20 protein-coding genes are annotated in these 24,671 nt (G+C 61.7%); 7 read left to right on the forward strand and 13 right to left on the reverse strand.

Going from position 1 to position 24,671, the window contains the following annotated elements; all coding sequences use genetic code 11:
* Positions 1-10 precede the first annotated feature (10 nt).
* Positions 11-919 (reverse strand): cation diffusion facilitator family transporter, encoded by a 909-nt coding sequence (locus M1E12_RS11580; RefSeq protein ID WP_479561880.1) that lies wholly within the window; start codon positions 917-919, stop codon positions 11-13.
* Positions 920-1,149: 230 nt separating this feature from the next.
* On the opposite strand from M1E12_RS11580, the gene M1E12_RS11585 reads away from it, so the two are divergent.
* Complete coding sequence (locus M1E12_RS11585; RefSeq protein ID WP_479561881.1) at positions 1,150-1,401, forward strand: ribbon-helix-helix domain-containing protein; 252 nt, start codon at positions 1,150-1,152, stop codon at positions 1,399-1,401.
* A gap of 1 nt (position 1,402) precedes the next feature.
* A complete protein-coding gene (locus M1E12_RS11590) occupies positions 1,403-1,690 on the forward strand; it encodes a type II toxin-antitoxin system RelE/ParE family toxin (protein WP_479561882.1) in 288 nt (95 codons plus the stop codon).
* Positions 1,691-1,739: 49 nt separating this feature from the next.
* On the opposite strand, the gene M1E12_RS11595 is transcribed toward M1E12_RS11590, so the two are convergent.
* Positions 1,740-3,929, reverse strand: coding sequence for an anthranilate synthase (locus tag M1E12_RS11595; protein WP_479561883.1), 2,190 nt, complete (start codon positions 3,927-3,929; stop codon positions 1,740-1,742).
* A 287-nt stretch (positions 3,930-4,216) separates the two neighbouring features.
* Here M1E12_RS11595 and M1E12_RS11600 point away from each other — a divergent pair, with 287 nt between their 5' ends.
* The gene (locus tag M1E12_RS11600; protein ID WP_479561884.1) at positions 4,217-5,191 is read left to right on the forward strand and encodes an extensin-like domain-containing protein; all 975 of its coding nucleotides are present in this window, start codon (positions 4,217-4,219) and stop codon (positions 5,189-5,191) included.
* A 61-nt stretch (positions 5,192-5,252) separates the two neighbouring features.
* On the opposite strand, the gene M1E12_RS11605 is transcribed toward M1E12_RS11600, so the two are convergent.
* Both M1E12_RS11605 and M1E12_RS11610 read right to left on the reverse strand, forming a co-directional pair.
* Complete coding sequence (locus M1E12_RS11605) at positions 5,253-7,436, reverse strand: TonB-dependent hemoglobin/transferrin/lactoferrin family receptor (protein ID WP_479561885.1); 2,184 nt, start codon at positions 7,434-7,436, stop codon at positions 5,253-5,255.
* Positions 7,437-7,683: 247 nt separating this feature from the next.
* Positions 7,684-9,357 (reverse strand): formate--tetrahydrofolate ligase, encoded by a 1,674-nt coding sequence (locus M1E12_RS11610; RefSeq protein ID WP_479561886.1) that lies wholly within the window; start codon positions 9,355-9,357, stop codon positions 7,684-7,686.
* 186 nt (positions 9,358-9,543) lie between these two features.
* Between M1E12_RS11610 and M1E12_RS11615 the strand changes: the two genes are divergently transcribed.
* Positions 9,544-10,065: a TIGR00645 family protein gene (locus tag M1E12_RS11615; RefSeq protein WP_479561887.1), complete on the forward strand. Its 522-nt coding sequence runs from the start codon at positions 9,544-9,546 to the stop codon at positions 10,063-10,065.
* A gap of 158 nt (positions 10,066-10,223) precedes the next feature.
* Here the strand turns inward: M1E12_RS11615 and putA are convergent, their stop codons facing one another.
* The gene (gene putA, locus M1E12_RS11620; RefSeq protein ID WP_479561888.1) at positions 10,224-13,343 is read right to left on the reverse strand and encodes a bifunctional proline dehydrogenase/L-glutamate gamma-semialdehyde dehydrogenase PutA; all 3,120 of its coding nucleotides are present in this window, start codon (positions 13,341-13,343) and stop codon (positions 10,224-10,226) included.
* 107 nt (positions 13,344-13,450) lie between these two features.
* On the opposite strand from putA, the gene M1E12_RS11625 reads away from it, so the two are divergent.
* Positions 13,451-13,915, forward strand: coding sequence for an Lrp/AsnC ligand binding domain-containing protein (locus M1E12_RS11625; protein WP_113458635.1), 465 nt, complete (start codon positions 13,451-13,453; stop codon positions 13,913-13,915).
* 155 nt (positions 13,916-14,070) lie between these two features.
* Positions 14,071-14,787 carry a helix-turn-helix transcriptional regulator gene (locus M1E12_RS11630; RefSeq protein ID WP_479561889.1) on the forward strand — a complete coding sequence of 239 codons (717 nt, stop codon included), beginning with the start codon at positions 14,071-14,073 and terminating at the stop codon, positions 14,785-14,787.
* An 11-nt stretch (positions 14,788-14,798) separates the two neighbouring features.
* Here M1E12_RS11630 and M1E12_RS11635 read toward each other — a convergent pair whose 3' ends face one another.
* The 8 genes from M1E12_RS11635 to M1E12_RS11670 form a co-directional block, all read right to left on the reverse strand.
* Positions 14,799-15,449: a pyridoxamine 5'-phosphate oxidase family protein gene (locus M1E12_RS11635; RefSeq protein WP_479561890.1), complete on the reverse strand. Its 651-nt coding sequence runs from the start codon at positions 15,447-15,449 to the stop codon at positions 14,799-14,801.
* A 164-nt stretch (positions 15,450-15,613) separates the two neighbouring features.
* A complete protein-coding gene (locus M1E12_RS11640; RefSeq protein WP_479561891.1) occupies positions 15,614-16,723 on the reverse strand; it encodes a DUF2333 family protein in 1,110 nt (369 codons plus the stop codon).
* Positions 16,716-18,011: a DUF6638 family protein gene (locus tag M1E12_RS11645; protein ID WP_479561892.1), complete on the reverse strand. Its 1,296-nt coding sequence runs from the start codon at positions 18,009-18,011 to the stop codon at positions 16,716-16,718. The genes M1E12_RS11640 and M1E12_RS11645 overlap by 8 nt, the downstream gene beginning before the upstream one ends.
* A complete protein-coding gene (locus tag M1E12_RS11650; protein ID WP_479561893.1) occupies positions 18,008-18,412 on the reverse strand; it encodes an endonuclease domain-containing protein in 405 nt (134 codons plus the stop codon). The genes M1E12_RS11645 and M1E12_RS11650 overlap by 4 nt, the downstream gene beginning before the upstream one ends.
* A 161-nt stretch (positions 18,413-18,573) precedes the next feature.
* Entirely contained in the window at positions 18,574-20,487 is a 1,914-nt protein-coding gene (locus tag M1E12_RS11655) for an AAA family ATPase (protein WP_479561894.1), read from the reverse strand.
* 2 nt (positions 20,488-20,489) lie between these two features.
* On the reverse strand, positions 20,490-21,641 hold the full coding sequence (locus M1E12_RS11660; protein WP_479561895.1) for a hypothetical protein: 1,152 nt from the start codon (positions 21,639-21,641) through the stop codon (positions 20,490-20,492).
* A 78-nt stretch (positions 21,642-21,719) separates the two neighbouring features.
* Entirely contained in the window at positions 21,720-22,808 is a 1,089-nt protein-coding gene (locus tag M1E12_RS11665; protein ID WP_479561896.1) for a hypothetical protein, read from the reverse strand.
* A gap of 214 nt (positions 22,809-23,022) precedes the next feature.
* The gene (locus M1E12_RS11670) at positions 23,023-23,409 is read right to left on the reverse strand and encodes a c-type cytochrome (RefSeq protein WP_136541223.1); all 387 of its coding nucleotides are present in this window, start codon (positions 23,407-23,409) and stop codon (positions 23,023-23,025) included.
* Positions 23,410-23,666: 257 nt separating this feature from the next.
* Here M1E12_RS11670 and M1E12_RS11675 point away from each other — a divergent pair, with 257 nt between their 5' ends.
* Positions 23,667-24,623: a choline ABC transporter substrate-binding protein gene (locus M1E12_RS11675; protein ID WP_136541224.1), complete on the forward strand. Its 957-nt coding sequence runs from the start codon at positions 23,667-23,669 to the stop codon at positions 24,621-24,623.
* The last annotated feature ends 48 nt before the right edge of the window (positions 24,624-24,671 follow it).

Consider the following 24,671-nt stretch of genomic DNA (forward strand, 5'->3'; position numbering starts at 1 on the left):
TCCTTTGAGTTCAACGGCCAAGCTCGACGCCGGCGCCATGCGCCATCTCGTTTTCGGGCTCGACATGGATGGTGACGCGGGTGCCGGGCACGGCCTTGTGCACGGCCATTTCCAACCGGTCGCAGATGACATGGGCGTCCCTGACGGTCATCTTGGAAGGAACCACCAGATCGAAAGCGACGAAGGTGGCGGCCCCGGCGCGGCGCGAGCGCAGATAATGCACGCCGAGCGAACCTTCCGAGTTTTCCTTGATCGCTTCGCGGATGGCTTCCGCTTCGTCCGGCGAGACCGCAACATCCATCAGGCCAGCGACCGACTGGGCGATCACCTTCCAGCCCTGCCAGATGATGTTGAGCGCCACGAGGATGGCGAGGATCGGATCGAGGATCGCATAGCCGGTGGCGAGCACCAGAACGAGGCCGATGATCACGCCGACGGAGGTCACGACGTCGGACATGATGTGCTGGCCATCGGCCGACAGCGCCGGCGAGCGATGGCTGCGCCCGACGCGGATCAGAAGCGTTGCCCAGGCGGCATTGATCACGGCAGCGGCGCCATTGATCGCCAGCCCGAGGAAAGGCGCATCCGGCAGCGTCGGGGTCTGCAGCGCCGGGATCGCCTCGCGGATGATCAGAAGCGCCGCGACCACGATCAGCACACCTTCGAGAACGGCGGAAAGATACTCCGCCTTGTGGTGGCCGTAAGGATGGTCGTCATCGGCCGGCTTCTGCGCATAGCGAATGACGAAATAGGCAAGGAAGGCGGCGATCACGTTGACGGTCGATTCAAGCCCGTCGGAGAGCAGCGCGACGGAGCCGGTAACCCACCAGGCAAGCAGTTTCAGCCCCATGACCCCGAAGGCAAGCGGTATGCCCCAGAACGCGATGCGCCGGACGAGCGTGTTGTCTTCAGCCACCATGGCCTCTTCCCTGCAGATGCGAGTGAATTGCAGACGCAATTCCAAAAACGACAAAACCGCCCGGCAAGAGCGGGCGGTTCGGTTGGATGGGAGGGTAATGCCGAAGGGTTGAGGAAAGGTCAAGGCTGGAGGTGGGGGATGCACAGGCGTCGTCTGACGAGAACTGAGCCAGTCCTTGCAGCAACACAGTGATTTTGAGATACTGCCGACATCAACCTGCGGAGACGGCCATGTCGACGATCACCATCGCGATTTCCGACACCATGAAGGACTGGATCGACGCGAAGGCGCAAAGCGGTGACTTCAAAGATCCGGCTGACTATGTCGTTGATCTCATCCGGCGGGAGCAGGAGCGCGCCAATAAGATCACATCAATGCAGGCTCTGGTGGACGAAGGTCTAGCCAGTGGCATTGGCAACCGATCCAAGCAAGAGTTGTTCGACGCCGCACTCACCAACTTCCGGGCAAGGCGCGACGGATAACATGGTTTATCGGCTAACATCAAAAGCCGAAACTGACATCATCGCCATTGCGGAAGTGGGCCTCTCCCGATGGGGCCGGGCACTGGCCGAAGAGTACATAGATGGGCTCTATGCACTCTTTGACCGGATTGCCCGATCACCGCATATGGCGAGACAGCGCAACGAACTGACTCCGCCAGTTCGGGTCCAGCGTTACCGAGCGCATCTGGTTCTCTATCTGATCGAAGGCGACGACATTCTCATTGTACGCCTTCGCCACGGTCGGGAAGACTGGCAGTCAGACCTGTAGAGAAGCTGCTTCAGCGCGGCCCTTTCAAGCCGCGCCCCGCCCAAGCTCCTCAAGCGGCCTTCACCTTCGCGCGTTTCGCCAGATGCGCCACCACGTTCTCGATCATCCGCATGCCGGCGTCGCCGCCGAGCGTCATGATCGATTCCGGGTGGAACTGCACCGCGGCGACCGGCTCCTTGGCGTGTTCGATGCCCATGATCGTGCCGTCTTCGCTTTCGGCCGTGATCATGAATTCGCGCGGCAGCGACGAGGGATCGGCGAAGATCGAGTGATAGCGGCCGACGGTGACTTCGCGGCCCAGCCCCGAGAAGACAAGGCCCGGTTCGAGCACGCGGATGCGCGACGGCTTGCCATGCATGGGAACGGCGAGCTGGCGCAGCTCCCCGCCATAGGCTTCGGCCAGCGCCTGCAGGCCGAGGCAAACGCCGAAGATCGGCAGTTCGCGGGCGCGTGCCTTCTTGATCGTCGCCTTGCAGTCGAAATCGGTCGGCGAGCCCGGACCGGGCGACAGCACGACGAGGTCGGGATTGAGGCGATCGAAGATCTCTTCCGGCACCGGCGTGCGAACCGTGTTCACGGTGGCGCCCGTCTGGCGGAAATAGTTGGCGAGCGTGTGGACGAAACTGTCCTCGTGGTCGACGAGCAGGATGTTGACCCCCTCGCCGACGCGCGCGACACCGCGCTTGGAGGACGGATCATTGCCGCTCTTGGCGTCACGGATCGCTGCAATCATGGCGGAGGCCTTCAGTTCGGTTTCGGCTTCTTCTTCCTGCGGGTCGCTATCGTTCAGAAGCGTCGCACCGGCACGCACCTCGGCAATGCCGTCCTTAATACGGACCGTACGCAGCGTCAGACCGGTGTTCATGTCGCCATTGAAGCCGACCATGCCGATAGCGCCGCCATACCAGGCGCGCGGACTTTTCTCATGCTTTTCGATGAAACGCATGGCCCAGAGTTTTGGGGCACCTGTCACGGTGACGGCCCAGGCATGGCTGAGGAAACCGTCGAAGGCGTCCATGCCGTCGCGCAGGCGACCTTCAATGTGGTCGACGGTATGGATGAGGCGTGAATACATCTCGATCTGGCGGCGCCCGATGACCTTGACCGAGCCCGGCTCGCAGACACGGCTCTTGTCGTTGCGGTCGACGTCGGAGCACATGGTGAGCTCGCTCTCGTCCTTCTTGGAGTTGAGGAGCTTCAGGATCTGCGCCGAATCCTCGATCGGATCGGCACCGCGGCGGATGGTGCCGGAGATCGGGCAGGTCTCGATGCGCCGGCCATTGACCCGCACGAACATCTCCGGCGATGCGCCGACGAGATATTCCTGGTTGCCGAGATTGATGAAGAAGGAATAGGGCGACGGATTGATTTCCTTCAGCCGCTTGGAGATCTGCGACGGCTTGCTATCACAGCGCTCCATGAACTTCTGCCCCGGCACGACCTCGAAGAGATCGCCCTTGCGGAAGCTCTCCTTGGCCTTGGTGACGAGTTCGGCATATTCGCCCGGGCGATGATCGCCGCGCGGCGGGATGGTGTCCGTATGCTGGAAGGGTTCGGGCGCAATCTCTTCCGCCTGACCGATCGTGGTGAGGTCACCCTTGGTGAAGTCGTAGCGGTCGATCCAGGCCTTGGCGGAATAGTGGTCAACGACGAGGATCTCGTCCGGCAGGAAGAGCACCATATCGCGCTGATCGTCGGGACGGACAAGCTTCAGATCGATCGCGTCGAACTGGAAGGCGAGATCGTAGCCGAAGGCGCCGAAGAGGCCGATGGCGCTGTCTTCCTCGGAATAGAAGAGCTCGGTGACCGCGCGCAGCACGGTAAACACCGTCGGCATCTTCGAGCGTTCTTCCTCGGTGAAGACCCGGGACGGCGGCTTGACGTCGAGATCGAGCCGGGTGGCCGTCCGGGCGCCGAGCGCCAGATCTTCGACGGTCGCAAGCTTGTTCGCGATCATCGACAGCAGCGCTTCGCCGCGGCCGTTATAGGCCTCGATCCAGACCTTGCGGCCGAATGAGGAGATGCCGAGCGGCGGATCGACGATGGCCGTGTCCCAGCGGGTATAGCGGCCCGGATATTCGTAGTTCGACGAGAAGACCGCGCCGCGCCGTTCGTCGAGCTTGTCGACATAGGTGGAGATGGCATCGCCATAAGGCGTCGGCCGGCGCTTGCGCGTGACGGTCACACCACCGCGCGTCTGATAGGCTTCCGAGCCGTCTTCCTGCAAAATCGTCGACATATCTGTCCTTCTCCACTCTTCAGGGCCCGTCTCCTGCAGGCCTTGAATACGAAAAAGCCGCCTCAGGAGTGTTTCCGGGCGGCTTTGGGGTCAATCGTCTAAAGACATGACTGGTCAAGGCCGCGTCAGCGTGCCCACCACCAAGCAATGTTCTTCGAAACGATCTTCATGGCGACAGGAATACCGTGGAGCCCACGCCTTAGCAAGGGCGTTTTGCGGTGCTCCTATCATGAACTTTTCGGCGGCTCGCGCCTTATCGACCCGGTGGCTGGGGAGACGGAGACGAGATGACGAAGACCAAACTGCCGGCCCGGTTCGCCCTGCTGCCCGCCTTGCTGTTCGCCTTGCCGATCGCAACGGGGCTGACGCTCCCTGCCCGCGGCCCGCAACCGGCACCTCGCCCCGAACCGTCGGCCCCTGCCTCGGACACCAATGCGGACCCGGCAAGCGACGAGGCCAGCCCCGCTGACCAAGCGGCGGTGCCGACACCGGATCCCAAGCCGGCACCGCCTGTGGCAGACGAGACGGAGGGCGACGGCGACACTAAAGCCTTGGAGACAAGGGACGAAGAGCCAGAAGTCGGCAATCCGTCCGAGGCAGCGGACGAGACGCCGGGCACTGAGAAGACCGAAGGCACGGGCACATCCAAGCCGGAGCCGGAGGAAAAGGCTGAACCTGCAGACCCGCCGCCAGCAGCCGAAGACCCGAAGGCGCTGGCCGCCTGCCTGGCCGATCTGCGGGAGATCGGCGCCCGTTTCGAACCCGCCGCCCCCATCGACGACGACGGCGGCTGCGGTATCGCAGCCCCGGTCACGCTGACGAAGATCCTGCCCGATGTGGCGCTGGAGCCGGAGGCGACGCTTCGCTGCGAAACGGCGCTGCAGCTTGCAAAAATGACCCGCGAAATGCTGAAGCCCGCAGCCGAAGCCGCCTTTCCCGACAAGCCCGGGCTCACCGCCATCCGCCAGGCATCCGGCTATGTCTGCCGCAACCGCAACAGCGCCGAAAATGGCAAGGTCTCGGAGCATGCCTATGGCAACGCGATCGACATAGCCGCCTTGCGTTTCGGAGAGAGGCAAGAGCCGGTGATGATCGCGAAGCAGGATGACGGCACGGCCGAGGCCGCCTTCCAGCGCGCCTTCAACGCCATCGCCTGCCTCTACTTCACCACGGTGCTATCCCCCGGCAGCGACCCGACACATCAGGATCACATGCATCTCGACGTGATCGAGCGGAAGAGCGGGTACCGGTATTGCCGGTAAAACGCAAAGCGGCGGCGCCCCGATGGGACGCCGCCGCAGGCGGTGGAAATGGGCGTTCGATTTAGAACTTCTGCGAGATCGACACCTTAAAATAGCGACCGGCTTCGGAATAGATGTCGGAGGCGTTGGACACGTTTTTGACTTCCAGCGCATCAAAGTACTTTTTGTCGAAGAGGTTGTAGACCCCTGCCTGAACACGGAGCCCCTTCAACTGTTCAGGCTCCCACCATCCTGTCAGGTTCACAACTCCGTATCCGTCCGGCTTGGTCAGCGCAGCCGAGTCATCCGAGACGGCGCTGGCCGCAACCAGGCTGACATCGGTTCCCCAAGTTTCCTGTTCATAGCCGAACCCGACAATGGCCTTGAGCGGCGGTACAGATGCGAGGAGTTCGTCGTCGTCCAGATCGGTGCCGCGTGCATAGGCCAGCGAGCCATGCAAGTTGAAGCCATTCGCGAAGGTCTTGTGCGCCTCCAGCTCGACGCCGCTGATCCGGACATTGTCGCGGTTGATATACTGCGCCGTGCCGGTACTGTAACCAGGTGTGCTGATCCAGTCGGAGGTATCGATGAAATTCTTGTAGCGTGTGCTGAAGGCGCTCACGCGGCCGCCGAAATCCTCGTCCCCAAGATTTGCACCGACATCGAAGCCCCAGCTTGTCTCGGGCTCAAGATCTGGATTCCCGATCGAGCGATAGCGCGGCGCATTGTCATAGTCGACATAGAGCTGGTAGGCGTTCGGAGCCTTGAAGGCCGTGACGAACTGCGCATAGAGCTCGACGTCCGGACGCACCTGCCACGCGGCGCGGAGCTTCGGCGAGAGACGTGTGCCGCTCTGGCCTTCCGGCATGTCACCCTCGAAACTATCTGTGGACTGCGGATCTTCCTTGTACCAGTCGAATCGCAGACCAGGCGTGACCGAAAACGCGCTATCACCAAGCGTGATCTTGTCTTCGGCATAGGCTCCGAAGCGGTAGGAATTTACATCCGGTGAATAAGACTGGTTCGTATGATAATTGGCGCAAGCCGAAACATATGTGACCGAGCAACTGTCGACGCCGGATAGGTAATAGCTGCTTTGCGTGAACCGGAAGTCGGTACCGATGGTGAGCTGATGGTTCAGGGCACCGGTTGCAAACTGTGAATTGGCATAGCCAGAAAAGCCGATGTCGCGCTGTTCGCTCTCCATCAGGCGGTCGTATTCGCCGATCGGCGCCGTCAAACGATAGGAGTCCTGCCCTTCCGTCCGCGCTGAACGCTGCCAGTAGAGTGTTGCAGCAGCTGAATCGATCAGGCCGTCATCGCCTTCTGCTTCATAGGCATAATCGAGCGAAAGCCGGTCGCGATCCTTTTCTTGGACCAGGTCATAATCACCGGCGCGATAGGTCGTGTCATAGGAGCTGGACGACATGTAGTCCTGGCGGGAATTGTAACCGTAGTGCTCGGCCGTCAGGCCGATCCGGTGACCGCCCTCCAGATCCTGACGGATCTTGAAAAGGAAATTCCGCTGGTTGTAGTCCATCGGATCGGCTTCTGTGCGCGTGCTACGTGTGCCGCCGACATCGCCCCCGGTCTCAGTTTCGTGCCCCTTCTTGTAAGAGGACTGGAACATGATCAAGGTGTTTTCCACCTTCTTAGCGACAGCACCGGACGCGGTAAACGAATGGTCCGAGCCATCATAGCCGAGCTTTCCGATACCCCCGAAATTCGCGCCATCAGCCAGAAGATCGTCTGGCTCGAGCGTGTTCAAGAGAAGGGCGCCGCCCAGCGCGCCGGAACCCGCACGGCTGGAGTCTGCGCTGTGCAAGACGTCAACGGACGAAAGAGAGTTGAAGTCGTAGGTATCAGCGCCACCGCCATAGTTGTAGACGGTGTCGAAGAAATACGGCACCGGAATTCCGTCGATCGTTGTCAGGACCCGATCGGCCTCCAAGCCGCGGATGTTGACGCTTTTCGACTGCCGGACATAGGTAACGCTGGGCTCGACCGTGTTACCGAGATCATCGACATCATCCACCTGCTTCTTTTGCAGCGTCTTGGAATCCGTCGTCGTTGCAGTAGGCGTATCCGCGACCGATCCGGCCGGCACGCGCTTGCCTTTGATGACGATGGTCTGCAGCCGGGTCTCGTCGCCATTGGTGGTCGTGGTCGAGGTCGTGGTATCCTGGGCGTGCGCGGGGAGAATGGCGGAAACCGCGATCAGGGCGGTGCATGCAAGCAGGAGGGGTCTGGCGGACCGGGAGCCCATGCGAATGTCCTTTCAAAAGGCCAGCCAAAAGCAGTCCCGCAACCGAAAAAGGCTGCAGGCTGGCCGAATGTGTTTGCGTCAAAACTGGGGCGGCGTTGAAATTTCGCCGCAATCACGCCGTATAAAACATGATTACGTGAGTCAACATATTAAACGTGATAATTTTAATCATGATTTGTGATGACCGTCACCGTGACAGAAATATCACAATTTCCCAGTGATTTTTGGGGGCAAAGATACTCGGGGCTTAGAACAGCCCCTCAATGGCGCCCTCGCCATTCAGCCGGATTTTCTCCGAAGAGGGCACGCGCGGCAGGCCGGGCATGGTCATGATTTCGCCGGTGATCGCCACGATGAAGCCGGCGCCGGCGGAAAGACGGACCTCCCGGACATGCACCACATGGTCTTCCGGCGCACCGCGCAGCGTCGGATCGGTGGAAAAGGAATATTGCGTCTTGGCGATGCAGACCGGCAAATGGCCATATCCCTGCCGCTCCCAGTCGGCGAGCTGTTCGCGCACCGCCCTGTCCGCCGTCACCTCTCCAGCCCTATAGATCTCGGTGGCGATGCGCTCGATCTTGGCGAAGAGCGGCAGGGCGTCCGGATAGAGCGGATGGAAACCGGAGGGTGTCTCGGCGACCCGCACGACGGTTTCGGCAAGTTCGGTAATGCCATGAGAGCCATCCGCCCAGTGGCGGCAGAGCACGGCTTCCGCCCCCAGTCCTCTGGCCACCGCCTTGACGGCTGACACTTCAGCCTCGGTGTCCGTGGTGAAATGGTTGATGGCAACGACCGCCGGCACACCGAACTTGGCGAGGTTTTCTAAATGCCGGGCGAGATTGACCGCGCCCCGCTCGACGGCGGCCACATCCTCGCGGGAGAGATCCTCCTTGGCCACGCCACCATTCATCTTGAGCGCCCGGACCGTTGCGACAATGACGACGGCGGAGGGCGCAAGCCCAGCCTTGCGGCATTTGATGTCGAAGAATTTCTCAGCCCCCAGATCAGCCCCGAAGCCCGCTTCCGTCACCACGTAATCACCAAGCTTCAGCGCCGTCCTCGTCGCCACGACCGAATTGCAGCCATGGGCAATGTTGGCGAACGGGCCGCCATGCACGAGCGCCGGATTGTTTTCGAGCGTCTGCACGAGGTTCGGCTGCATCGCTTCCTTGAGCAGCACGGCCATGGCGCCATCGGCATTGAGGTCGCGGGCATAGACAGGGCTCTTGTCGCGGCGATAGCCGATGATAATGGCGCCGAGGCGCTTTTCGAGGTCTTCGAGATCGGTGGCGAGGCAGAGGATCGCCATGACCTCGGAGGCCACGGTGATATCGAAGCCGGCCTCGCGCGGAAAACCGTTGGAGGCGCCGCCGAGCGAGGTCACGATCTGGCGCAGCGCCCGGTCGTTCATGTCCATCACCCGCCGCCAGGTGATGCGGCGCGTGTCGATGTTAAGCTCGTTGCCCCAGTAGATGTGATTGTCGATCAGCGCCGAAAGCAGGTTATGGGCCGAGGTGATCGCGTGGAAATCGCCGGTGAAATGGAGGTTGATGTCCTCCATCGGCACGACCTGCGCATGACCACCGCCGGCCGCACCGCCCTTCACCCCGAAACAGGGCCCGAGCGAAGGCTCGCGGATGCAGATGACGGCCTTTTTGCCGATCCGGTTCAAGCCGTCACCGAGCCCGACGGTCGTCGTCGTCTTGCCCTCGCCTGCCGGTGTCGGATTGATCGCAGTCACCAGGATCAGTTTGCCATCGGGACGGTCGGCAAGCCCCTTGATGAAGCTGGCCGAGATCTTTGCCTTGTCGTGGCCGTAGGGGATCAGGCTTTCGGAGGGAATGCCGAGCTTGCAGCCGATCTCCTGGATGGGCCGCTTGGACGCCGCGCGGGCGATATCGATGTCGGATGCCACGGTCATGTTTCCCCCTGTCTTCTGTTGGCCGGAGGATCGGACGGCACGGCTTGGCTTGCAAGCGGGCGACAGGACTTTTTTCACAGCGAAACAGATCTGCCCAAAACCGACATCCGCCTGACCTGCCTCTTGCGTGAAAATGAAGCGATGTATTATTTGCGCTGCACCATTTGCCCTCGAAAGGCCGCCTTGATGAAATCGCTGGAATTGCTCGTCGAGAAGATCATCCTGTCGAGCCGCTGGATCCTGGTAGCTTTCTACCTCGGCCTGGTCGCCGCTCTGGCTGTCTATGCCGTCTCGTTCGGCTATAAGTTCATCAAGGTCGCGCAGAACGTCTTTGTTTACGAGGATTTCGAGATGATCCTCGCCATGTTGGCACTGATTGATGCAGCACTGGTCGCGAGCCTGATAGTCATGGTCATGATCTCCGGCTACGAGAATTTCGTCAGCCGCTTTGACGAAGCGGATGACCAGGTCTCCTTCCTTGGCAAGCTCGATTCCGGTAGCCTGAAGATCAAGGTCGCCTCCTCGATCGTCGCCATCTCTTCGATCCACCTGCTGCAGGTCTTCCTCAACGCCAACCAGTATACCGATGGCAAGCTGATGTGGCTGACCATCATCCACCTCGCCTTCGTGGTCTCGGCGGTGATGCTGGGATACCTGGAAGTGATGATGAACGGCAAGAAGAAGGGTGGAGACGCCGACAAGATTTGAGGACACCACCCTCCCCTCGAGGGGGAGGGTCGGAGCGAAGCTCCGGGGTGGGGTGACGGGTGCGGCGCTCGCCCGAAAACGTGGGCCTAACTCGCGGGGGTGTTCACCCCCACCCGCCGCTTTGCGGCGACCTCCCCCCTCAAGGGGAAGGTAGGTACTCACCCCTCCCCGATCGCAATCAGGCTGGCATTGCCGCCGGCAGCTGCCGTGTTGACCGAGATCACCTGCTCCAGTGCAAAGCGGCTGAGGTAAGCGGGCCCGCCCGCCTTGAAGCCGGTGCCCGACATGCCAGAACCGCCGAAGGGCTGGGTGCCGACGACGGCTCCGATCATGTTGCGGTTGACGTAGATATTACCGGTGTCGAGCGCTTCGGTGACGGTGCGGATCGTCGCCTCGATGCGGCTGTGCACGCCGAGTGTCAGGCCGTAACCGGTGGCGTCGATCGAAGCGATCACCTTGTCCAGCGCCTTCGCCTTCCACCGAACGACATGCAGCACGGGTCCGAAGATTTCCTTGGTCAGCGCCTCGGGACGATCGAGCTCGATGATGTGCGGAGCAAAGAAGTTACCGGTGGCTGGCACCTTGCCGGCATAGCGCACCTTCTGGGTCCGCGTCATCTCCGCGACATGGCCTTCTAGCATCGCCTTCTGCTTTTCGTCGATGACGGGGCCGATATCGGTGGTGATCTCGAGCGGATTGCCGAGGTTCAGCTCGCGGGCCGCCCCTTCGATCATCTCCAGCATGCCGTCGGCGATGTCTTCCTGCAGATAGAGGATCCTGAGCGCCGAGCAGCGCTGGCCGGCCGAGCGGAAGGCGGACATGACGACATCGTCGGCCACCTGTTCGGCAAGCGCGGTCGCGTCGACGATCATCGCATTCATGCCGCCGGTTTCGGCAATCAGCGGCACGATCGGGCCGTTTTTGGCAGCAAGCGTCCGGTTGATCGCCTGCGCCGTCGCCGTCGAGCCGGTGAAGGCAATGCCGGCAAGCTGCGGATGGGCGGCGATCGCCGCCCCCACGTCGCCGGCGCCCGGCAGCAGCATCAGCACGTCTTCCGGCACACCCGCCTTGTGGAAGAGCTTGACCGCCTCAAAGGCGATCAAGGGCGTCTGCGGCGCGGGCTTTGCGATGACGGCATTGCCGGCAACGAGAGCTGCCGAGACCTGGCCGAGGAAGATCGCCAGCGGGAAATTCCACGGCGAGATGCAGGCGAAGACGCCGCGGCCGCGCCAGGACAGGCGGTTGAGTTCGCCGGTCGGGCCCGGCATGACCTCGGCCTCGCCGAACTGCTTGCGCGCCTGAACGGCATAGTAGCGGCAGAAATCGACGGCCTCGCGGATTTCGGCAACGCCGTCATCCAGCGTCTTGCCGGCTTCGAGCGCGAGCAGGCTCAGGAGACGGTCACGATCGGCTTCCAGAAGGTCTGCGAGCTTCTCCAGCGTTGCAGCACGCTCCTCCACCGAGACTCGCGACCAGCGGACAAAGCCCTGGCGTCCCGCGGCAAAGGCGCGGTCGACATCTGCCGGGGTGGCGTTGCGCACGGTGCCGACCCTGCGGGCGCGGTCGGCCGGCGACAGCACGGCCTCGTCGCTCGTCGCACCCGTTGCACCCGGAACCAGCGGACGGGCGGCAATCTCGCCGAGCGGCTGGGAAATGCGCACCATCAGCCGCTCCAGATTGTCGCGATGGCCGAATTCGAAGCCGGCGCTGTTCTTGCGGTCGCCATAGAGGCCAAGCGGCATCGGGATCTGGCTGTGGCGGGCGCTCTGGCCATTGCCGATGCCGAGTTTTTCGGTGGGGCGCTCGAGCAGCGCCTTGACCGGGATGTTCTTGTCGCCGGCGACGGCGACGAAGGAGGAGTTCGCGCCGTTTTCGAGCAGGCGGCGAACGAGATAGGCGAGCAGATCGCGGTAGCCGCCGACGGGCGCGTAGATGCGGCAGGCAATGCGGTCATTGCCCGAAAGCAGCGTGTCATAAAGCGCCTCGCCCATGCCATGCAGGCGCTGGAATTCGAAGCCGGAGCGATCGGCACCGGCAAGCTCGATGATGGTCGAGACGGTGAGCGCATTGTGGGTGGCAAACTGCGGGAAGATGCGCGCGCGCTTCTCCATGAGCTTCGCCGCGCAATGCAGATAGGAAAGGTCGGTTGCAGGCTTGCGGGTCCAGACCGGGTAGTCGTCGAGGCCGCGCTCCTGGGCGCGCTTCACTTCCGTGTCCCAGTAAGCGCCCTTGACGAGACGCACCATCATCCGGCGGCCATACTGCTGGCAGAGGCTGTCGATATAGTCGATCACCTGCGGCGCGCGCTTCTGATAAGCCTGGATGGCAAGACCGAAACCGTCCCACCCGGCAAGCGACGGATCGGCGAAGACGGCCGCGATCACGTCGAGCGAGAGCTCGAGCCGATCGGCCTCTTCGGCATCGACGGTGAAGTTCAGCTGATGAGCCTTGGCCATCTGCGCAAGCTTCAGGAGATCAGGCACGAGTTCGCGCATCACCCGGTCGCGATGGGTGGCGAGATAGCGCGGATGCAGCGCCGAGAGCTTGACCGAAATGCCCATGCGGTTCGGCAGCTGCTGGCTCTTGCCATGCTTGGCCATGAAGGCGCCGATCGCCTCGATGGCGCTCGCATAGGACTGGAAGTAGCGCTTCGCATCCTCGGCGGTGCGGGCGCCCTCGCCCAGCATGTCGAAGGAATGGCGATAGCCGCGCTCCTCGCTCTTGGCAGCGCGCGAGAGCGCATCCTTGATGGTTTCGCCGAGCACGAAGTGATGGCCGAGGAAACGCATGGCCTGTTTGGTGGCCGAGCGCACGGTGGGCAGGCCCAGCCGCTTGACGAGACCGCGCATGACGCCTTCAGGCGTTTCACCCGGACGGATGACGCGGGCGGAAAGCCCCAGCGCCCAGGCAGACGCCGAGACGAACCAGCTCTCGCCATGCGCCTCGTGTTCGCTCCAGCCGCCCTCTTTCAGCTTGTCCTCGATCAGGCGGTCCTGGGTGAGTGCATCCGGCACGCGCAAGAGCGCTTCGGCGAGCACCATCAGCGCCAGACCTTCGCGGGTCGACAGACCATATTCACGCAAGAAGTCCTCGACGCCGCCGACCGAACCGGAATTGCTGCGGATCGCCTCGATATAGGTCGTGGCGCGCCGGTCGATGGCGCCGTTCTGGCTTTCCGACAGGGAAAGGCGCGAGGCGAAATGGCGGATGAGCTGGTCGTCGTCACCCGCATAGGGGGCTTCGAAACGCGGGAAATCGGTCGTGGCTGGCTTGATCATGATCACCTCCGTGGTATCGCATACATATCTGCGGATTTGCCGCGTTTCCCACTATTCTTACGCCACATATCTGCGATATTATCTACAAAAATGAGAGAAGATAGAGAATGAGCAAAGAACTGGACCGTCTCGATCGAAAGATCCTCCGCGCGCTACAGGCGGAGGGTCGATTGACCAACATCGAACTCGCTGAACGGGTCAATCTGTCGCCGACCGCGACGGCGGAGCGGGTACGTCGCTTGACGCGTGAAGGCTACATCACCGGCTACATGGCGATGCTGTCACCGCAGAAGCTCGGACGCAACCTGCTGGTCTTCATCGAGGTGAAACTCGACCGGACGACAGCGGATGTCTTCGACACCTTTGCAGCGGCGGTAAAGCGCTCGGACGACGTCATGGAATGTCATATGGTGGCCGGCGGGTTCGACTATCTCGTCAAGGCGCGCGTGGCCGGCATGGAAGCCTACCGGCAATTCCTGTCGGAAGTGATTCTGCCTCTGCCCGGCGTCAGGGAAACACACACCTACGCGGTCATGGAAGAGGTGAAGGCAGGTTCGGCCTTGCCCGTATGAAGGTCACGCTAACAGGCAAATGCCATTTTGATCGGCAGCGGTCAGACATTAGTCATATTAATAGTGACAACCCCTGAAAAACTGCTAGCTTTTCGACCGGACTGATATATTGATCATAAACTTCAGAATGATTGTCAACTTTCGAAATTGATAAAATGTTGTCAGAACGCCAGACGCTCTTGAGCCAGGACATCGGGGGCTGTCAGAACCGCGCCGAGTTGATGGATTGCTGGTCACGGGCGACGCGTGAATACGGCCTGGACTATGTGAGCCTCGCCGCGGCCCCGACTTCGCATGACAGACTGGTCGCTCCCCTTGTTCGGGAGACGACTTTGCCACTTGAATATTGCCGCGAATTTGACCGCCTGGAATTTTTGAGACATTGCCCGACCGTGCCGCATATCAGCCGGTCGATCATGCACAATCAATGGACGATCGGGCCTGACGGCAGCGACCCATCCTTCGACTGCCCACCAGAATTTGCGGCCCTGATGCTAAGATTCCGGCTGATCACCGGCATCATCTTCTCCGTGCACTCCGTCGACGGCAGCCGCTATGTCGTGCGCTACGACGGCGACCGCGGACCGCTTGCGATGCCGGAAATCAACGAACTGTCGATGTTGAGCATCCAGGCTTTCGACGTCTTCGACCGGCTGCGTCGGACGGCCAGCAACACCAACGTGCTCTCGGCCCGCGAGCTGGAAGTCGTCCGCTGGACCGCACAAGGCAAGACATCACTGGAGATCGGCCAGATCCTCTCGCTCTCCGATCATACGGTCAATGCCTACATGACCAATGCGATCCGCAAGCTGGACTGCGTCAACCGCACCCAGCTGGTTGCGAAGGCCATCCGGATGAAGATCATCAGCTAAGGCTTCGACACTCAGTACAGTGTCTGGCGATAGGCGGCCTCGGGATCCTCGTCCATCTTGCTCATGACCGCCTTATCAGAGGGCGCGCCGGTCGTATCGTCGAGGATCATCTTGATCAGGGACGGCATCTCGCTCCTGTCCTGCCGATGGGCGGGATCCCAGAGATGCGAGCGGCGGAATGCCTTCGCACAATGCAGGAAGACCTCATCGATCTCCACGACGATCGCGAGCCTCGGACGTCGGCCGTCCACGGCCATGCTCTCGAGGAGGTCCGGCTGCGTGCTGAGCCTTGCACGCCCGTTGACGCGCAGGGTCTCGTCGTAACCGGGGATCATGAACAGCAAGCCGACCACCGGATTGACCATGATGTTCTCGAGCGTATCGAGCCGATTGTTGCCGGGTCGGTCGGGGATCGCCAGAGTGCCGGCATCGAGGATCTGCACGAAACCCGGCGCATCGCCCCGCGGGCTGACATCGGCCCTACCCTCCGCCCCCTGCGTCCCGATGCAGAGAAAGGGCGACCGCCGGATGAAGGCCTCGGCATGAGGGCCAAGTGTCGAACGCTGCTTCGTCACCGCAAGCGCATGCACCGGCTCATAGAGACGCCGCAATGCCGCCACGTCCTGCACCATGAATTCCGGCTTCACGTCAACCCTGTTCATCGTCTGGCCCTCCCTTGCACGACGAATCTGAGGTACGTACCTCATTTCCGACCATACGACATCTCGGGAGTATGAACAAGCAGAGATGCGCTGAGGTATCAGTGCGCAAAAAGGGCGGCCCGCACAACCGCGAACCGCCTCCCGATAATGCGATTGCCCGGATGTCAGCGATCGAGGATCGACTGGATCTCCACCATGTTGGAGCGCACACGCAGGATGTAGAATCCCATGGTGGCGAGATGCGTCGGCATGATCCAGCCATCCTCGCTGCCGTTCGAAATGATCGCCGGCTGGATTCTGAGCGCGGCCTGCAGCTGACGCTCCATCTCCGTCCAGATGGTCGTCAGGTTGCGCTCGCGGATAACGCCGCTGAAGTCTGCACGGGTTGCCTGCAGCAGGGCATATTGCGCATAGAGCTGGCCATAGGCGAACCAGAAGCGGTCATCGGCGCGGGTGTCGAACCAGCCGGCATTGAATTCCTCCGAGCGGCGGCGAAGGATGTCGGACGTGTTGCCGAGGTCGCTCGCCATGCCGTCGAGGAACTGCAGCAGGTTGTCGGAACGCGTATCGAAGACGGCGTCGCAGCTGACGAGAGAGGTATTGAACTTGTTCCAGCTTTCGACCGCGGCGCGGTAGTAGCTCGGTGTCGGCGTCTTGAAGCCGAAGGGATCGGTGCCGAAATACCAGGTGCTTTCGTCGAACTGGATATTGCCGCGCGCATTCTGCAGGTCATTGTTGATGCCGGACGTTCCGCGGACGCGGCCGAGATTGTCGGCGAGCTGGATGGCGGTCCGGCGCACGACCTGGTTCACGCCGCGCTGGAACGAGGCCTTGTTGTCCATGAAGGGCGTGTTGTCCCAATCGAGACCGAAAAGCCCGAGCTTGTAGAGAAGGGTCGACGAGACCCAGGCGTTCTGGTTGACATTCTGGTCCGTCAGCGCCGCGCTGATCGCGACGACGGCGGAATCCTGGCAGCGGTTCGCCTCGCCGGGCAGCGGATTGCCGGCCGGGACCGTGCGCTCATCGAACTTGTAGGCCTCGACGAAGGCGGGATCGAAGCCATGCCAGAGCTGGGTCCGATAGATGAACTGGCCGTAGAAGATCACGAGCAGGACGAGGATGGCGAGGATCGGGCCCCGGATGATCCAGCTGCGTTCGCGATACCAGCCATGGGCGGCAAGGAACGGCCAGAGCAGCCACGCGACCACCATGCCGATGCCGCGACCGATCGCGGCAAAGACGCGCTGGAAAAACGCGATGATCGGGTCAAGCATGGTCATCTCCTAGTCCGTAGAGGCGTTTGCGGAAGGCAGCCTTGTCTTTCAGATAAGTGTCGGACAGGCGGGATACAACATAATCACGATAGGCTTCTGGGTAGCGGTCATAGGCGCGGTAGAAGCCCTGCTTGTCGAAGACGAAGCGCGAGACGAAGTCCTCCGGCGTCAGATGCGCAATGAGCCGGTTCGTCAGCCACTGGTCGGGATGGCGAGGCTCGGCGCGCACCAGCCAGAGCCTGAGTTTCGGATCGATATCGGCCATGCGCAGATTGCCCGTGCGCGACAGCGTCCGCAGCGCCTCCTGCAGCAGCGGATAGACACCCCGCTCGTTGATCGCCTTGGCGTGCCGATGCAGGAAGGTCTGCATCCACACGGCGTCGATGCGGGTGAGATCGGGCACCGGATCAAGCGTGGCGGCAACCGAGAGCAGCGCCATTTCCAGCCGATGGGCGAAGAGGCCTGAGCTTTCCACCCAGCTCGCCCGCGGCAATTCCAGCCGGCCGGTGCGCGCGAGGAAATCGCCGACCTGTGCCCTGTCCTCGATCGAGATGTAGCTCACCTGCCAGGGCCGCGAGCGACGGAAGCCGGGGGCCTCGGGATCGCAGATCACGGTGGTGATTTTCTCATCGACGAAGACGAAGACACCGCCGAAGTGGTCGGCCCAGAAGGCGTCGTGGCGAAACACGAGCTTGTCCGGCACCAGGGTGTTCTGGCGGATGTCGCCGGTCTCCTTGGCGAGCGCCACCATCTGCTCCAGCATGGTATTGTCCCGCCAGGCATCCGGGCTCGTCACCAGCGCGTCGCAGAGCTGGCGCAACTGCCCTGCTTTGCCGAGCAGGTCCTCTGCCGACAAGACCTTGAACTTCACCTCGTTGATGGACAGCAGATCCTCGAGCGTCCTGACCTCGGAAACGCTGTCCTCGATCTCGCCATAGAGCGTGTCCTTCAGCGTGATCGCGTGGATCGCCCGCGCATTGGCGGCGAAGAACTCGTGCATTAGGCCGGCGGTGTTGGAGAAGCTCGTATGCACCACCGGCAGGCTGTCCTGCTCCGGCGTCAGGATGATGAAGCGCCGGTTGACCTTCAGCGGGTCGAGATAATCGGGGTCCCCCAATTCCTCCGCCACCTGTGGCGAAAAGCCGGTGATGTCGATGTCGAATTCGGCAAGCTTCGTTTCGTGAAGCCCGAAGGCGACGAGCGCCTTGTTGTAGCGGGCAATCAGATGCGGCTCACGGATGGGCAGGAGACGGCCATAGATGAGCTCGGCTTGAAGGAGGCGGTTCATGCGGGCCGCTCCGCCGGCAGATAGGTCAGGTCGCGACTGAGAACGGCTTCGTTGATCCGACCATCGAGGATGGCGATCAGAGTTTCGAGCACGGCTTCGCGTTCTCGCAACACATCTGCGTTCCAGAATCTGACGACTGACCACCCATTCCCATTCATGAATGCATTCCGTTTCGCATCATATTCACTGTCCGCATGCTGACTGCCATCGACCTCCACGACCAAGAGCGCCTGGCGGCAGGCAAAGTCCGCGAAATAGGGCCCGATCGGAAGCTGCCGGACGAACTTGTACCCTCCGAGGCGCCGGGCCCGCAGTTCGCTCCACAAGGCCGCTTCGGCATCATTCTCGACCTTCCGCAGGTTTTTCGCCCTTGCTGTCCTTTTCTGGTTCGCACCCCGCATCTGTGCCCCCTTGACCACATCGCGATCTGCAAATGCCCCTTACCCTACCCTCTCCCCGCAAGCGGGGAGAGGGAGGAGCGCGACGCTGGCCACCCGGCCTCCTCCCCGCCTGCGGGGAGAAGGTGCCCGAAGGGCGGATGAGGGGCAAGCGAGGCGCTCACTTACCATCTCCCCTCCCCCTTCATCTTCTCGATCTCCCCGATTGCGCGCTCGCGCTGCCGCTCCCTTCGAATGATCTCGCTGACCGCTGCATCATCAGACTTGTCGGCATAGCGGAATTCGCTGTCAGCGTAGCGGTTGATCTCCTGCAGGATCATCTCCATGGTCACGGGGCCGCGGAGTTCGGCGATCATCGCCTTCTTCTCGTCATAGCTCTTGTGGACGAAAGCCTCGGGGCTTTCGAACCAGGCGTCGGGCAGCTCGACATCCATCGCCCGCATCTTGATCGCATCGGTGATGTTCTTGATGGCGCGGCCGGTGAAGCGCGGTTCGGCGAGCTTGATCGCATGCAGATAGGCGCCGACATCGGCGAGCGTCTCGATTCTACCCTCGCTCTTCTCGAAGCGTTCCCAGACGGCCACAAGCCCGTCTTCCTTGGGGCGGTCATGCTCGCCATAGGAGCGGCTGACGGCCTTCTGGATTTCCTGACCGGCAAACAGCTGGTGGTCGCCGAGCGGGATCTGATGGTTCTTGCCGACGAGCAGCGAGAAGATGTCGATATAGTCCTCGCGCGTCTGCGGCCCATCGACCAGCCAACGGGCACCGGCGCGCTGGCGCAGCGCATCGTCGACATTCTCGGGGTAATTGGAGAACATGCCGAATGTGGCATTGCCCCGCACCACGGTCGAGGCGCCGGCAAAGCTTTCCATCAAGACGGCGGTCACCTCGTGCTGGCCGGCCGAGGCCCGGTCGTCGGAGCGCTTGGCGGTGACCTGATCGATGTCGTCGATCGTGCCGAAGCCGATGACGCGCGGGTTGAGCACGTTGTTGACGAAGGCTTTGCAGTTCTGGCCCGACTTCCCCTGATAGGACGAGATCTGGTCGACGCCGAAATTCTCGTAGTGGAAGGCATAACCCGCCATCTTGCAGTAGTCGTTGAGCAACCCTGCCAGCATCTGGATCAGGATCGTCTTACCCGTGCCCGGCATGCCATCGCCGATGAAGGTGAAAAGGAAGCCGCCGAGCTCGACGAAGGGGTTCATCTGACGGTCGAAGTCATAGGCCATCAGCATCTTGGCGAGCTTCAGCGCCTGGTACTTGGCGATGTGGTTGCCGATGATCTCTTCCGGCTTCTTGAAGGTCATCGTGAGCGGCTTCGACTTCGCGCCCGGCACGCCATCGAAACCATCGAGCGTGAAATCGTCCTGGTCGACGCGGATATGGGCGTTTTCGAAGACGCCGAGATGTTCGAAGCGCGCCTTGCGGGAGAGAAGCCCGTCGAGCGCGAGATCGGCGAGACCACGCACACGCCCGATCAGCGTCGCATCGTCACCCGCCCCCTGCACGGCGGTATCGATACCGACGACCATGCTCTTCAAGGCATCCTGGGCCGTATCGAAGAGGAAGTCGGGCTCGCGGATACCGTCGAGCTGCTCGCCCTCTCCCGCCACGGTGGACTTGAGATAGGCAGCAAAGGCAAAGGCCGCGACATAGGCCTGGGAGGCAAGTAGCGCCTTGAAGCGGGCGGCGTCCTCGCCCTGCAACGGCGCGCTGATATTGCGGGCCTGCAGCGGCTCGAGCTCGCTCTGCCGGGCAAAAACATCCGATATCGCAAGCGCCACCTGCGCGCCACGCCGGACACGATAGAGCACGGTGTGCTGGGCCGGTGTCAGCAGCGGATCGGCAGTGCCGGTCGACTGGATGGTCTTGGCAAGCTCGATCTCGCGCGTGCGGCGGACTGAAGCTGTCGAGACCGTCGAGACGAAGCGCCGCCCCGTGCCGGCGATCGGGGCGCCAGAGGCGCCCTCGCCTTGGTCAAGCACCACGACCCGCGTCACCAGCCCCTGGGCGACCGCGAGATGTTTGGCGATATCGTCTTCGCGAAGTGTGGTCAGTCCCGCCGTCAATTCGCTCATGCTCAGACCTCACTCACAATCTGATGTCCTGAAATCACATGCACTTTGAAATTGCCGAAGATCGCCTGGACCTCGTTCGCCGCATAGAGCGCCTGATAGGCGTCATGCGGCACCAGCGCGTGTTTCTCGTAGGTCGAGACACCCATGCGCGCGGCTTCCAGATCATGCGTCTCGATATGGAATTCCTGGGACGCCGGGGTCGAGGAAAAAAAGCCCTTCACCGCCGGCTGCTCGCGCTTGGAGAAGACCTCCTGCACCGTCCAAGTCATCACCCAGGCATTCTCAGGCTTGCGCACACGATCGAGGATCTCGGTCACCCGACCAGAATTCTCGGTGAGCCCCGTCGAGTAGAGCGGGCCGAGCACGACGCGCCGCACCGACTTCGGATGAAGGTTCGGGAAATCGCGGTCCATATTGGTCGCGATCGTTGCCGGCGTCAGGGAATAGTCGGAATTCTTCGCGCAGAAATCATCGAAGCTGCGGGCAAGCTCCGGATTGAGCAGACCGCCGACCGGAAGCGGGATCTCTACCTCCTCGTTCAGCCTGCCGTCCTCGGTCACGAGGATCTTCGTGACGTTTTCGGAGGAATCCTCGACCGTCGCCAGATAGATCATCGGCAGCGTGCTGACGCCGTCGAACGCCGCCCAGCTGACGAGATAGGATGGACGGCGCGACTGCGGATTGACGCTGACGGCAACGGTCGTCGGCAGGACGAAAGGCGAGAAGATCTCGCCGGCGCCCACCTGTTCGAGATAAAGCCGTTCGGCGATCTGCTGCTGTAGCGCTGAGGGGAAATCCTTCTGCCGCAGGATGAAATCGACCATCTCCTCGCGCAGCTTGTCGACATCAGGAATGGTCGAGAGCCGCGTCGCCGCCCCCGCCCGGTCGTTTTCCAGTTCCAGAACGTTCTGGAAGATCGGAAAGCCGCTTTCCGCCTGGGCGATCTTGAACTGGCCCGTGAAGCCGATCCGGTTCTGCCAGGAGGTGAAGGAATTCCGCAGCCGGTCCAGATAGGGCAGCATATGCAGCGTCGGCGGGCCCTTCTCGCCAAAGCGGCGATCGGTCTGCCCGAAGAACTGTTCAAGACCGGCAAGTGCCGCAGCCATGGTAGCAAAGTAGTGCGACACGGCACTGTTGCGATCGACGACGTTCATGCCCCTCCCCCGCTTAGACAATCTGCGCACCCGGGAAGCGGCACGCGGCCAGATGGCCGCGCCCACATTTCCGCATGATCAGGGCTTCACGTAGTTGGCAGCGTCATGCTTGTCGAGAACCGCCTGGAAGCGCCGGGCGAAAGCCTCGTCGGCGAGCTTCTTGCGGCGCTGGATATCCTGCGTCGAGAGCATGTTCTTCTCATGCAGCTCCAAGAGATCGCCGATATGCCGCTGGGCGGCCGCACCGATGCCGGCCATGGTTTCCTCCGCCGCCGTATCGACCTGGCTGCCGAGTGTGTTGATCCGGTGCGCCACATCCTGCTGGGCGGCCGTTTTCAACGAGTCCTCGAGCGCCTTGTAAAGAACGATGCGCTGTTCGGTGTCGATCGTCAGCTTGTTGATCAGCGTGTTTTGCGCGGCGATCTGGTTGTTCAGGCTGTCCACGAAGGTCTGGAACATCGAGGTGTAGCGTTCCAGCGTCTGGCTCTCGGCCAGCAGCTCCTGTTCGCGCGCCTGGGCCTGATTGTAGTCGGTCGCAAGCTTCGAACGCTCGGCTTCCAGCGCCGTGCGCTCCGAGGTGTCGGTGGAGGCAGCGATCTTGTTTTCGATGTCGAGCAGCGCCGGGTTCAGCGTCTCGATCTTCTTCTGGGTCTCTTCGAGATTGGCAATCGTCTGCTTGCGGCGCTCGATGACCTGCACGAGGCTTGCCTCGGAGGTCTTGTAACGCTCTTCGAGAACCTTCTTCTGTTCCTTCAGGATGCCGACGATGCTGTCGGACTTCGCGAGCAGCTCCTGCAGATTGCCGGCAAGCGACATGTTGCGCACGCGCTCGGTGCGCATGCGCTGCGCCTTCTGCTTGGAGAAGATGCCGACGAACTTCTCCATGCCGGAAAAGCTCTTCATGCTTTCGAACTCGGCACCGAACACATTGGTTGCGTCTTCGAGCCCGATGATCAGGTCGGCGATGTTCGATTCCATCACCTTCTGCTGCTTCAGGACGTCTTCGATCCGCGCGTTCTCGATGTCGAATTCCTGCCCCGTCAGCTTGGAATCGCTCTTGGCGAGCGTATCCAGAACCACGCCGGACTGTTCGATCTTGCCGCGCATTTCGGAGACGATCTTGCGCGTTTTCTCGATCTCGCTGTCGAAGGATTGCAAAGTCGCCATATTCTCTCCCTGTCGCCACTCCGGCGGCGCGCCGGATTCGTGTGATGCCACCATAGCGCGTTTCCGGGCGCGGGAAAGTACCGCAGCGCACAGGACAGAACGCCCCTCATCGATATGGATGGTCGAAGCCCCCACACAAGAGGCGCTAGCAGAGAAATGCGACAGCCGCGAAACAGCTGTCGCATTCCAAAACGCATTCAGGGGTTGAGAGGAATCACTGGCCGCCGGCGGCGGGATCCTTGAGATAGGCGATGATATTGGCCAGATCCTCGTCCTTCTTGACGCCGGCATAGGCCATCTTGGTGCCCTTCACGACCGCCTTCGGCGCCTTCAGATACTCCGACAGAAGCGCTTCGTCCCAGACCTTGCCAGCCCCGAATTCCGTCATCGCAGGCGAATACTTGTAGTCGGCAATCGACGCGACCGGGCGCCCGACAACGCCCTGCAGATGCGGGCCAACCTTGTTCTTCGCTTCGGTCGCGATGTGACAGGCCTGGCAGGCTTTGAAGGCCTTGGCACCGGCAACGGGATCACCGTCGGCGAATGCGGGAAGCGGCGCTGCGGCCAAGGCAAGCAGCACGATCAGGGAAGACGTCTTCATCGAAACTCCTATCTCCAAACAATGGGCGCCGAAGCGCTGCAACCATCGCATCACCTGTTGGCACGAGACTCAAGGCGGCGCTTTGACGCCCATCAAGATCCCGAACTTTTTTTTGCAGCGCCACATTTCCCGGCTCAAAGGGGATGAAGGTCGCAAACAGCGCCGGTCGAGCGACGCAAACGCGCGGGCATCCTTGCATTTCTCCGGTATTGAATGTTGACTTGGGAACCATCAATAAAAAAACCGGGAGCCTGACAATGCCGTATCTTTCCACCCATCGCCGCACCCTCGTGGCCGCCGTTTCGCTCTTCGCCGTCATGGCGACGCCACTTGCTGCACAGGAAGCCGAGAGCTGCTCCACCGTGCGCTTCTCGGATGTCGGCTGGACCGACATCACTGCGACCACCGCCACTGCCTCCGTCATCCTGAAGGCGCTGGGCTATGAGCCGACGACCACAGTTCTTTCCGTGCCGGTCACCTATTCGTCGCTGAAGAACAAGGACATCGACGTCTTCCTCGGCAACTGGATGCCGACCATGGAAGCCGACATCGCGCCGTATCGCGAAGACAAGTCGGTCGAAATCTTCGGACCGAACCTCGAAGGCGCGAAATACACGCTCGCAACCAATGCCAAGGGCGCCGAGCTCGGCATCAAGGACTTCGCCGACATCGCCAAGAACAAGGACGCGCTGGACGGCAAGATCTACGGCATCGAGCCGGGCAATGACGGCAACCGCCTGATCCTCGACATGATCGACGGCAACAAGTTCGAACTCGGCGACTTCGAAGTCGTTGAATCCTCCGAACAGGGCATGCTGGCCCAGGTCGCCCGCGCCGAAAAGGATGGCACGCCAGTTGTCTTCCTCGGCTGGGAACCGCATCCGATGAATGCCAACTTCAAGCTGACCTATCTGTCGGGCGGCGATGACGTCTTCGGCCCGAACTTCGGCGGCGCGACGATCTACACCAACACCCGCGCCGGCTACACCACCGAGTGCCCGAATGTCGGCAAGTTCGTCACCAACCTCAAGTTCTCGCTCCAGATGGAGAACGAGATCATGGGCAAGATCCTGAACGACGGCCAGGACGCCGAAGCGGCTGCTTCCGACTGGCTGAAGGCCAACCCGACGGCGATCGAGCCCTGGCTTGCCGGCGTCACCACCAAGGACGGTGGCGAAGGCCTTGCAGCGGTGAAGACGGCACTGGGCCTCTGAGCCCTGTCCATCGATCGTGGAACCGCGCGACCGGAAGGGGGATCCGGC

It is taken from the genome of Rhizobium sp. K33 (assembly GCF_056501445.1).

Coding starts and splice junctions, on each gene's coding strand:
- M1E12_RS11615 (WP_479561887.1), top strand. CDS start 9,544: ATGAAATCGCTGGAATTGCTCGTCGAGAAGATCATCCTGTCGAGCCGC.
- M1E12_RS11665 (WP_479561896.1), bottom strand. CDS start 22,808: ATGGCGACTTTGCAATCCTTCGACAGCGAGATCGAGAAAACGCGCAAG.
- M1E12_RS11580 (WP_479561880.1), bottom strand. CDS start 919: ATGGTGGCTGAAGACAACACGCTCGTCCGGCGCATCGCGTTCTGGGGC.
- M1E12_RS11630 (WP_479561889.1), top strand. CDS start 14,071: ATGTTGTCAGAACGCCAGACGCTCTTGAGCCAGGACATCGGGGGCTGT.
- putA (WP_479561888.1), bottom strand. CDS start 13,343: ATGATCAAGCCAGCCACGACCGATTTCCCGCGTTTCGAAGCCCCCTAT.
- M1E12_RS11600 (WP_479561884.1), top strand. CDS start 4,217: ATGACGAAGACCAAACTGCCGGCCCGGTTCGCCCTGCTGCCCGCCTTG.
- M1E12_RS11605 (WP_479561885.1), bottom strand. CDS start 7,436: ATGGGCTCCCGGTCCGCCAGACCCCTCCTGCTTGCATGCACCGCCCTG.
- M1E12_RS11675 (WP_136541224.1), top strand. CDS start 23,667: ATGCCGTATCTTTCCACCCATCGCCGCACCCTCGTGGCCGCCGTTTCG.
- M1E12_RS11590 (WP_479561882.1), top strand. CDS start 1,403: ATGGTTTATCGGCTAACATCAAAAGCCGAAACTGACATCATCGCCATT.
- M1E12_RS11635 (WP_479561890.1), bottom strand. CDS start 15,449: ATGAACAGGGTTGACGTGAAGCCGGAATTCATGGTGCAGGACGTGGCG.
- M1E12_RS11625 (WP_113458635.1), top strand. CDS start 13,451: ATGAGCAAAGAACTGGACCGTCTCGATCGAAAGATCCTCCGCGCGCTA.
- M1E12_RS11595 (WP_479561883.1), bottom strand. CDS start 3,929: ATGTCGACGATTTTGCAGGAAGACGGCTCGGAAGCCTATCAGACGCGC.
- M1E12_RS11655 (WP_479561894.1), bottom strand. CDS start 20,487: ATGAGCGAATTGACGGCGGGACTGACCACACTTCGCGAAGACGATATC.
- M1E12_RS11585 (WP_479561881.1), top strand. CDS start 1,150: ATGTCGACGATCACCATCGCGATTTCCGACACCATGAAGGACTGGATC.
- M1E12_RS11650 (WP_479561893.1), bottom strand. CDS start 18,412: ATGCGGGGTGCGAACCAGAAAAGGACAGCAAGGGCGAAAAACCTGCGG.
- M1E12_RS11640 (WP_479561891.1), bottom strand. CDS start 16,723: ATGCTTGACCCGATCATCGCGTTTTTCCAGCGCGTCTTTGCCGCGATC.
- M1E12_RS11645 (WP_479561892.1), bottom strand. CDS start 18,011: ATGAACCGCCTCCTTCAAGCCGAGCTCATCTATGGCCGTCTCCTGCCC.
- M1E12_RS11670 (WP_136541223.1), bottom strand. CDS start 23,409: ATGAAGACGTCTTCCCTGATCGTGCTGCTTGCCTTGGCCGCAGCGCCG.
- M1E12_RS11660 (WP_479561895.1), bottom strand. CDS start 21,641: ATGAACGTCGTCGATCGCAACAGTGCCGTGTCGCACTACTTTGCTACC.
- M1E12_RS11610 (WP_479561886.1), bottom strand. CDS start 9,357: ATGACCGTGGCATCCGACATCGATATCGCCCGCGCGGCGTCCAAGCGG.